The 9,257-nt window shown below is 61.7% G+C and carries 9 protein-coding genes and 4 tRNA genes; 3 read left to right on the plus strand and 10 right to left on the minus strand.

Translation table 11 applies throughout. The features are described from left to right. Positions 1–20 precede the first annotated feature (20 nt). The 3 genes from J2Y41_RS22745 to J2Y41_RS22755 all read right to left on the minus strand — a co-directional run bounded on the left by J2Y41_RS22745 (position 21) and on the right by J2Y41_RS22755 (position 322). Positions 21–95: transfer RNA gene (locus J2Y41_RS22745), tRNA-Val, on the minus strand. Positions 96–133: 38 nt separating this feature from the next. After that, a tRNA-Cys gene (locus J2Y41_RS22750) sits at positions 134–204 on the minus strand. A gap of 45 nt (positions 205–249) precedes the next feature. Further along, positions 250–322, minus strand: a tRNA-Gly gene (locus J2Y41_RS22755). 270 nt (positions 323–592) lie between these two features. On the opposite strand from J2Y41_RS22755, the gene J2Y41_RS22760 reads away from it, so the two are divergent. Further along, positions 593–667: transfer RNA gene (locus J2Y41_RS22760), tRNA-Val, on the plus strand. On the opposite strand, the gene J2Y41_RS22765 is transcribed toward J2Y41_RS22760, so the two are convergent. From J2Y41_RS22765 to J2Y41_RS22790, 7 genes are all read right to left on the minus strand, one after another. Next, a complete protein-coding gene (locus tag J2Y41_RS22765) occupies positions 638–883 on the minus strand; it encodes a hypothetical protein (protein WP_309931939.1) in 246 nt (81 codons plus the stop codon). The genes J2Y41_RS22760 and J2Y41_RS22765 overlap by 30 nt on opposite strands. A gap of 646 nt (positions 884–1,529) precedes the next feature. After that, on the minus strand, positions 1,530–1,685 hold the full coding sequence (locus J2Y41_RS23175; RefSeq protein WP_396133584.1) for an RNA polymerase sigma factor: 156 nt from the start codon (positions 1,683–1,685) through the stop codon (positions 1,530–1,532). 75 nt (positions 1,686–1,760) lie between these two features. Beyond that, on the minus strand, positions 1,761–2,117 hold the full coding sequence (locus J2Y41_RS22770; RefSeq protein WP_309931941.1) for a hypothetical protein: 357 nt from the start codon (positions 2,115–2,117) through the stop codon (positions 1,761–1,763). Then, complete coding sequence (locus J2Y41_RS22775; RefSeq protein WP_309931943.1) at positions 2,117–2,635, minus strand: NmrA family NAD(P)-binding protein; 519 nt, start codon at positions 2,633–2,635, stop codon at positions 2,117–2,119. Before J2Y41_RS22775 ends, J2Y41_RS22770 begins: the two co-directional genes overlap by 1 nt. Before the next feature lie 3 nt (positions 2,636–2,638). Beyond that, positions 2,639–2,869 carry an FAD-dependent oxidoreductase gene (locus J2Y41_RS22780; RefSeq protein WP_309931946.1) on the minus strand — a complete coding sequence of 77 codons (231 nt, stop codon included), beginning with the start codon at positions 2,867–2,869 and terminating at the stop codon, positions 2,639–2,641. Positions 2,870–3,139: 270 nt separating this feature from the next. Beyond that, complete coding sequence (locus J2Y41_RS22785; protein ID WP_309931948.1) at positions 3,140–4,438, minus strand: Y-family DNA polymerase; 1,299 nt, start codon at positions 4,436–4,438, stop codon at positions 3,140–3,142. Further along, the gene (locus J2Y41_RS22790; RefSeq protein ID WP_224089653.1) at positions 4,431–4,862 is read right to left on the minus strand and encodes a LexA family transcriptional regulator; all 432 of its coding nucleotides are present in this window, start codon (positions 4,860–4,862) and stop codon (positions 4,431–4,433) included. Before J2Y41_RS22790 ends, J2Y41_RS22785 begins: the two co-directional genes overlap by 8 nt. A gap of 1,132 nt (positions 4,863–5,994) precedes the next feature. Between J2Y41_RS22790 and J2Y41_RS22795 the strand changes: the two genes are divergently transcribed. Both J2Y41_RS22795 and J2Y41_RS22800 read left to right on the plus strand, forming a co-directional pair. Further along, positions 5,995–8,229, plus strand: a complete 2,235-nt coding sequence (locus J2Y41_RS22795; RefSeq protein WP_309931950.1) for a GEVED domain-containing protein — start codon at positions 5,995–5,997, stop codon at positions 8,227–8,229. Positions 8,230–8,334: 105 nt separating this feature from the next. Continuing rightward, positions 8,335–9,257: SpaH/EbpB family LPXTG-anchored major pilin (locus J2Y41_RS22800; RefSeq protein WP_309931952.1), on the plus strand; the 923-nt coding region annotated here is incomplete at its 3' end.

The following is a 9,257-nucleotide window of genomic DNA, read 5'->3' on the forward strand; positions in this document are numbered from 1 at the left end:
ACAAACAAGTTGCCTTGTTCTGGTGGGCGATACTGGGATCGAACCAGTGACCTCTTCCGTGTCAGGGAAGCGCGCTACCGCTGCGCCAATCGCCCATGCATCCAGCCGTGACTGGAAGACATGGTTTTCACCGAGGTGGGTACGGGATTCGAACCCGTGTATACGGCTTTGCAGGCCGCTGCCTCGCCTCTCGGCCAACCCACCGTGTAAGCAGATTCCGAGGAATTCTTGCCTTGACAGTGCCTTGCGAGCGGACGACGAGATTCGAACTCGCGACATCCACCTTGGCAAGGTGGTGCTCTACCAGCTGAGCTACGTCCGCAGTGCCGTTACGCCGGCCTGCCCAGTAGGCATTCCGTCGCTTTCCGACGAGTAAGAACTCTATAGGAGGTTGCTTCAAACTCCAAATCGGTTGCTTGCTTTTGCTTCCCAAGGGGCTTGGATCCTTGAATTTACGGGCCTCTTGGGGAGTTTCACGGCTGTAATTCCACCGTTGTGGTTCAGTGGTCTGAGCGCGTTTTGCAATCCAGCCCGGGTGGGCTAGTCTTCTGTATGCATCAGCGAGTTGATGCAGCTTTTACCCGTTGTACCGGGGCGATTGGCGCAGTGGTAGCGCGCTTCGTTCACACCGAAGAGGTCACTGGTTCGAACCCAGTATCGCCCACCAACAGAAACCCCCGGATTTTCCGGGGGTTTCTTTGTTTTCAGGCGTGGCGCCATCGCTGAGGTAAACCGGGATTTCGCGTTGGGGTCTAGGCAGGTTCCTGGCAGCTTCTTCCGGGTTTGCCGGATCGGTTCCGTTCATCTGGTCCGAGTACACGTAGCCCTTTGCTCCGTTGGTGGCGATTACTGCGAGTAGGTCCGGGGCTTCGCGTCCTGGCACCTCGACGCCATAGCTCTCGCCCTTCGCGTTGATTTTCCACTCGGTAGGACCTTGTGCGATGTATCTGGCGCTGATCTGCCACCTGTTCCCAGTTTCGGTTGTGGGCCACCCCTTGTGTTGAGGGCTCCAAAGCAACGACATATTTTGACCAGGCACCGCGTGTTCCCAGATCGGACGAAGAGCAGGAGACGTTGGCGCCATCCGGGAAAACGAACTTACCTTCGGTGAGGCAGGTGAGTTCCACCTCAACACCCGTCGCACCAGCGGGAGCCTGTCCAAGGTCAATCGTTGCCGTGCCGCTGTAAACGGCAGTCGAGGGGGCGTTCATGATGGATCTCCTTTCAATACTGGCGAATGGACATGGTGAGGTGATCGAGGCAGCGCAGCCTTCAGCTTCTGGCGGGCACGTGTGCATACGGAATTTAGCTGCCCCGGGTGAAATCCCGAGTGCTTCAGCTGCCGCTGGCAAGGGCAACTCTTCGAAAACGACAAGGCTGACCAGCCTGAGGTCCAAGGGCTTCAAGACAGCCAACGCCGCTGCGACCTCATCATTCATCGACGAGTCGTAGTTTGGATGGGCCGGATCCAGTTCCGCTTCGGCTTCTCTGCGTCTGGGAATGGTGTCTAAGAGCCTTCGATGGCGGACCTATGATCGCTGAAGATTCCTGGCGGTGTTTGTCGTTGTAACCAACAGCCACGGAAGGATCGAACCATCAACCAGCCTGACGCCTTCCCGACGGCGCCATAACTCAAGGAAAGCGGCTGCCGTGGCGTCTTCGGCGTCGTGCCTTCCTCCAACCAAGGAGCAGTTCGAGCCCCGACCTCCGGCAGGTAAGGTAAGCGGCAGCCCCGCGATCTCCGCGGTGCTCAGTACCGCTCACTTTGGCCGTTGTATCAGCCATTCCTTAACGGTCCGGGCCTCCGGCAGGACCTCGCGCGTTGCCTGCGTACTCATGTCGAACTGCCCGGTCCGCAGCCATCGCCACATGGTGGTGAGGTCCTTCCCCACGAACCGTTCAAACAGCTTCTCCGGCATCGGCAAACCACGGGGCTTTCGTCCGGTCCGTTCCCGCCACAAGGTGCGGCACTCGTCTATTGACCGCACGTCAGATGCCAGTCCCAGCACCGCGCCGCTCCACCGTTCGGGGTCGGCGAACATCCGGGCGGCGATGGCACCCAGATCGTCAACACAGAGCCAGCCCACCGGCCGGGCCGGGCCCATTAGCTTTGGCATCAGTGCCAGGTGGAAAACTGCGGATAGTAACCTTTGTCCGTCATTAGTTCCATGAACGCCATTGGCCGGAGCACCGTGAGCGGCAGTCCGAGTTCGCGAAAGCGCCGGGCGATAACCAGCTTCGAGTCCCAGGAACCGACGCCTGTTGGCTGGTCGCTGACTCCTGCCGCCCCGTACACCACGTGGCGTATGCCCGCTTCAGCGGCGGCCTCCGCCACGTTGCTGCCTTGCCGGACTTCGGCGTCGATTCCACTGGTCATGGGATTCTGGACGTTGAAAAGCCCGTACGCCCCTTGGAACGGCGTCCGAAGAGAGCCGGGATCCTCGGTGTTCGCCTGCGGAACCTGGGCGCCGAGCGCGCGCAGGGCCTGTGAAGCGTCACTGGACGGATTTCTGGTCAGGGCGCGCACCTGCCAACCGTCTTTGAGTAGGTGACGGACCACGGCCGATCCCTGCCGGCCGGTCGCACCGACCACTACCACCACACCCGGAGTGCCCCTGCCCGACGAAAAAACCATAGCTCAGTATCCCATTCGGGCCGAGGATTTGACCCGGGGCGGAAGGAACAGCCCACGCCCCGTCCGGGCGGATGAGAGCGCCGGTTGCGAGAGTTTTTCGAGGATTTCATCGGCGGCTCGGCGGCCGGAGCGGGCGGCGCCATCCATGTAGCCGCTCCAGACTGTTGTGGTCTGTGCGCCTGCCCAGTGGATCTGGCCTACGGCTGGAGCGAGCAACCACCGTACTGGATCCAAGCGCTCGCATCGGCCTCAACCAGCTTCCGCGGTGCACTCAGGCAGGCGAGGCCCGCTCCCACAGCTGCCCGGGAAAGGGAATAGAGCTGCCACCCGGTGGCCGGCGGCTCCCGCCGCAGCGTGAACGTATGCAGCTCTGCCTGGGCTCCAGATGGTCGAGCCTGCACCTGCCAGTACTCAACGCTGGCGACGTCCCCGGCGCCGACAGCTACGCGGTGCCGGCTTCAGGTGCGAGAGCCACTGCGGTTTCCTTTCTGCTGTTGCTGCCGGTCAGGCGGCTTTGACGAGGGGGAGTTCATCCCAGTGGGTGGTGTACCTGGGGGAGAGCATGTCGCGTTTCATGGACCAGGCCGGCCCGTTTTTGATGCCGGCATGGCCCAGTCCAATGGAGCCACGGCCGTATCGTTTGCTGACCTCTTCGACGAGGATGCCGATGCCGCGTTCTTCGTGCGGGTTCTCGAACAATTCCAGGGGCTTCTGATTACCGGTCGGGCGGAGGTCGGTGACCATGATCCCGGCCCGGACGTACTTCACTCCCTCGTGGACCTGGGGCAGTAGGGCGAGGGCTGCCCTGGTCAGGAGCACAGGATCAGCGGTGGGCATCGGCAGCGCCAAACACACCGACGGGAAGGACTTTTCGTTTGGGTTGAAGTGCGACGTCGCTGCGAACGCCGTGAGAACTTTGGCTTGCAGGTCATGCTTGGCCAAGCGGGCACTGGCCATCTGCGCGTAGACGCTCATGACCTGCCGCAATCCGGCACCGGTGGTGATTGGTGTGGAGAAGGACCGCGAGAAGATCAGCTGGTCCCGGCCGATGCGTTCTTCCTCCATGGGAATGCACGGAGTGCCTTGCAGCTCCAGAACTGTGCGCATCATGACAATGGAGAACTTGTCGCGGATCGCCACAGGATTAGCCCGGGTGAGGTCCAGGCTCGAGAAGATTCCCATCGCGTTCAGGCGCTTGGTGAGTCTGGTGGCCACGCCCCAGATTTCGATCACCGACAGCTTCGCCATGAGTGCTTCCCGTTGCTCGACGGGTACAGATTCCCAGCGGCAGACGCCATCGAACCAAGGGTTCTTCTTGGCCCATTTGTTGCACAGCTTGGCCAGCGTTTTCGTGGGCGCGATGCCCACACAGACAGGCACGCCGACATGGCGCCTGCAGGCTTCTTTCATCGTCCGGCCCAGCTGCAGCAGCTCATCGGGTTCACCCTTGACGCCCAGGAATGCTTCGTCGATGGAGTAGACCTCCAGCCAGGCTGAATACCTGCCCAGCAGCTCCATGACCCTGGCTGTAATGTCCCCGTACAGTTCGTAGTTGCTGGACAGGGCCACTAGGCCCCATTCCTTGGCCCGGGGGCGCAGTTTGAACCACGGCTCGCCGAGCCCAATGCCCAGACGCTTGGCTTCCGGTGAACGGGTGACCGCGCAGCCGTCGTTGTTGGAGAGAACTATGAGCGGTTTACCCTCCAGTGCGGGATTGAAGACACGCTCGGCTGAGGCATAGAAGCAGTTCACGTCCACATGCGCTATCTCCTGCATCCGGCGCATGATTGCGGGCTTAGACATGGTGCAAACACCGTGTCGCAACGCCCCAGATGGTCAGGTCCGAGAGCGCAGGAACCTTGATGTCAGGAAAGTCCGGGTTGTCGGCCTGCAGGACGACACCGTGGGCGGTGATCCTTAGCCTCTTGATGGTCAGCTCGCCGTCAAGAACAGCGACAACGACAGATCCGTCCTTGGGCTCCAGTGCGCGGTTGACGATCAGCTCATCGCCGTCGCTGATGCCGGCCTGCTGCATGGACTGCCCGGTGACTCGGACAATGAAGGTACTGGTCACGTCCTTGATCAGGTGCTCGTTCAGGTCAATGCGACCGTCGAAGTAATCCTGGGCCGGTGAGGGGTAGCCAGCAGCAACCGCTACCGGTGCCATCAGTACAGCTACCAGAGAGAGTCCCGCATCTATCACACGGGGGCCAACTATCACGCCCACAACACACCTTTTTTCGAATATATGTTCGAATTAAAGTGTACGCCGTTCCACCGACAGAATAGGGACTCCACCAAGTCGCATTCGGTGCCTTATGCCCGGGGGTGTGTGACCGGCCAACCGGAGGTGACCGGCCACACTGCACGTTGGCCAGGACGGGGGGTTGTCCCCCTGTTCAACGTGCGTACGCACTGACCTGCGTACTCAGTCCGGACAAACTGTGCAGGCGGTGCGCTTGTGACGGGGGCCAGAAGCCACAGTCTGTTTTGCCAACAGAGATTCCGTGGCCTTTGAGCCCCGCGTCTACGTAGTGCGCGTTAGCAGAGGGTAGTGACGCGTTTTCTCAGAAAGCTTTCCTCGGTGGTGATTTCATCCAGCACTCCGGGACATCGAAGGCCGCGAAGGTTGCCGGCAGGTGATGCGCCAGAGCCGGTAGTTCGGCTTTGGCAGTAACCATCCTGCGCTGGAGGGCATCAAAGTCCACCAGGCTGTTGTTCCAGATGACAGCCTCTTCCGGCCAGCTCAGGATCCTGCCAGAAGGTCCGAGTTCCGGCCCGGTCGCCTTCCTGGGGAGCCCCGAGCTTCTCAAAGAGTTTTCGCTTTTCGCGACATGAACTTTTCCAATCCCGCACTCCTTTGACTGGAGACCCGACCTTGCCGGACGCAATCGGTCAGGCTCCGCAACATATGTTTGGCCGTCGGCTGTGGGGTCTGTCGGTCACTGTTCATTGGAGAGAATCCCTTGAAGTATCTGCTTGGGAAAATAACAGCCTTCGTTGCCGTATTAATGGTCGTTTTTGGCGCACTTTCAATGGGGGTGCTCCACCTAAGTCCATCAGCTCACGCCTACGAAGTAGCAACCAACCAGGCAAACGTTACCGGCGGAGCGGCTATTTTGACGATGCCAGGATCCGGTCTTACGGCCACCTATGATCAATCCGGACTGACTGACCTCGTGGGACAGTCAACGATGGGCAGCCGTGGATATGTGGCCTCTGATTTCTCACAAAACATTGGGACTGGGTCCCCGGCTGTTGAATTCGCTACCAACGCGGTCAATAATTGCGCGGCAACCGGTCCCTGTAGCGGCTTGGGGACGGTCACGATCGCGTTTAGCCAGCCCGTGAGGAATCCAGTGCTCAACATCGCTGGCCTCGGTGGAAACGTGACTTGGTACGAAAACAAGAAAGGACCTGTCGACCGCCAGTCCCAGCTCCACGCCGTGTTGAATCTCGCAACCACGGGCTTGACGATGACCAAGCTTTCCGGTGGAAACCTTAGCGTGTCGGGAAATGCCATTACGGCCACTAACGACAACGCAGGTACTCGGTGCGAGACGACCACCCAAACGAACGATCCTCAACCTGTGAATGCCCAAGCGACTGCGGCCTGTGGATCTGTCCGTATCAATGGCATTGTGACCTCGTTGACGTTCGATATCAGCGCGGTCTTCGTCCAGACCACCAGCGCGCTTCCGCCATACACGATCAACGACGCCCAAGATCCAAACCATAACGCGGACAACTTCGTCATGGCGGTGACTGTTCCGCAGGATTTTGGTGATGCGCCTGCTTCCTACGATCAAAACAATGCTGCGCGGGCGGATCTGTCGGATGTGACGTTGGGGGCGAATGTCACGGAGGACAACGCGTCGGTGGCGAACGGCACGGTTTCGCCGAATGCGGGTGCGACGGCGGCTTTGGACCTGATGGACGATGGCGTGGTTCTGGCTCCGATGGTGCAGGGTTCTACGGGTTATTCCACGACGGTGGCGATCAGCGGGGCGAGCAAGCCGGGCATGACGTGTGGGTGGATTGATTTCAACAGGAACGGGCTTTTCGACAGCGCTACCGAGCGGGCCTGCGCCTCGTTCGTGGCCGGTGCGACGTCGGCGACGCTGACCTGGGCGGTCCCTGCCGGGGTGGGTGCGGGGACGACGTATGCGCGGTTCCGGATCGGTTACACCACCGCCCAGGTCCAGGTCCCGATCGGTGCATCGGATTCCGGTGAGGTGGAGGATTACCTCTTCACTGTTGCTCCCTCGTCCGCTCCGGCGATCACGTTGGTGAAAACGGTGAACAAGACCACGCTGGTGGCCGGTGAAACGGCGACGTACACGTTCGTGGCGAAGAACACGGGCAACGTGACGCTGACCTCGGTGGTCATCACCGAAACCCAGTTCTCCGGAACGGGCACCATGTCGGCTTTGTCGTATGCCTGGCCTGGCCTTCCGGGGATCCTTTTGCCGGGGCAGTCCGTGACGGCGACCGCAACGTATGTGGTCACGGCCTCGGATGTGACCACGGGGTTGGTGACCAACACGGCGAAGGTCACCGGGAACCCGCCCCTGGGGTTGCCTGTCTCGGCAACCGATGATGCGCAGGTCACCGCGCCGGCTGCCTGGAAGATCAAGAAGAGCGCCACGGTCAACGGGTCCGTTCCCGCAAACCAGTCCGTCAGCCCTGGCCAGACCATCGTGTACACGGTGACGGCGTCCAGTATCAGCGGCACCATCACCGGGGTGGTGCTGAAGGACAACCTGGCAGAGGTCCTGGATGACGCGACATTCGTGTCCGGGTCAGCGACCCTGGTCATCGGCACCGGGGCACCCGTGCCGGTGGCCAACCCCGTACCACCCTCCACCTTGCTGACCACGGCGGCGTTCACGCTGCCGGCCGGGCAGGCGGCCACCCTGAAATACAGTGTGCTGGTCAAAGCCGGGGCGTGGAACGAACAACTCGTCAACGTCGTGACGGGCACCTCCACCACCACACCACCGCAGACCTGCGCACCCTCTTCCGGGGCGGCCGGCCCTGACTGCACCACCACGCACGTGACGCCGGCGAAGGTCCTGATCGAGAAGATCGGCGAGTCCTCCGGCGGGACCTGGGTGCCGATGGCCGGCTCCACCTGGGCGGTGCACGTCGATAACGCCGGCACCCCCGGTGCCGTGCTGGCCAGCCCCACCGTGACGGCCGTGGCGGGGCAAACAGGCCGGTTCCAACTCGAAGGAATCCAGCCCGGAACGTACTGGCTTGAAGAAACCACCGCCCCGGCCGGTTTCAACCTCCTGGCCGAACCGGTGAAATTCACCATCGCCACCAACGGCACCGTAACCCTCGGACAAGGCTCTACGGGACAAGGCTCCGCAGGTCAAGGCTCCGGTGGGGTGGTGACCAGTACCGACGCCGATGGTGACGGGATCTTCCTGCTCACGGTCCGGGATGTGCCGGCCCTGGAGCTGCCCGAGTCCGGCGGCATCGGCTGGTGGCCCTTCACCACCGCAGGATCGGCCCTGTTGCTGGCCGCCCTCGCCCTGGCCCTGGCCGCCAACCACCGCCGGCAGCAGCAGCCCACCACTACCACTTAGAAGAGTTCCCTCCTGGCCCTGTGCGTGTTGCGGGGCGGGGCGGTGCATGTCCATCTCCGAGTACCACCTGTAGGAAGAACCATCACGATGAAAGAGGAAAACACTGTGAGTAATCACCACACCGGGCGGCTTTGGAAGACCGCCGCCGCCACGATCGCCGGGGCGGTGTTGGCGATGTCCTTCTCCGTGGCCCCGGCTTCGGCTGCGCCCCTGGTTGACGGGGACACGACCGGTTCCATCACGGTCCACAAGTTCGAACGTCCCTCCACCCCGACGGGCCTGCCGAACAACGGCACGTCCGTGGACACCACCGGCCTGACACCGTTGGCCGGTATCGAGTTCACCATCGAGCAGGTCAACACCATTGACCTGTCCACCAACGCCGGCTGGGACGCCGCGCACAACCTCTCCAGCGTCTTCGCCCCGACCGATCCCAACGGTTCGATCACCGGCGCCGGGTACACCCTGGGTGCCGCGCAGGTGAAGACCACCGACGCTGCCGGCACCGCAGCCTTCACCGCCTTGCCGGTTGGCCTGTACCTGGTGACGGAAACGAACTACCCGGCCGGTGTGACACCCTCGGCCCCGTTCCTGGTCTCCGTGCCGTTGACGGACCCGGATAACAACGACAACTGGATCTACGACGTCCACGTCTACCCGAAGAACTCCGTCGCCGGTGCTGAAAAGACCGTCACGGACGCCCCGGACGTGAAGCTCGGGGACCAGATCGACTTCACCATCACCGGTGACATCCCGAACGAAGCCGTCATCGATGGCTACAAGATCGTGGACGTCCTGGACCAGAAACTGACCTACATCGGCGCGTCCGCGACCCTCGTTGACGGCACACCCCTCACGGCGGGCACGGACTACACCGTGAACTTCGACGCCGCGAACAACACCGTCTCGGTCATCTTCACCCCCGCCGGTCTTGCCAAACTGGCAGCCCACACCGACACCCGCGTGCAGGTCATGGTCAACACCAAGGTCAACACCATCGGTGAAATCGAAAACGAAGCCCTCGTTTA

It is taken from the genome of Arthrobacter sp. 1088, from assembly GCF_031455315.1.
Taxonomy (GTDB): domain Bacteria; phylum Actinomycetota; class Actinomycetes; order Actinomycetales; family Micrococcaceae; genus Arthrobacter.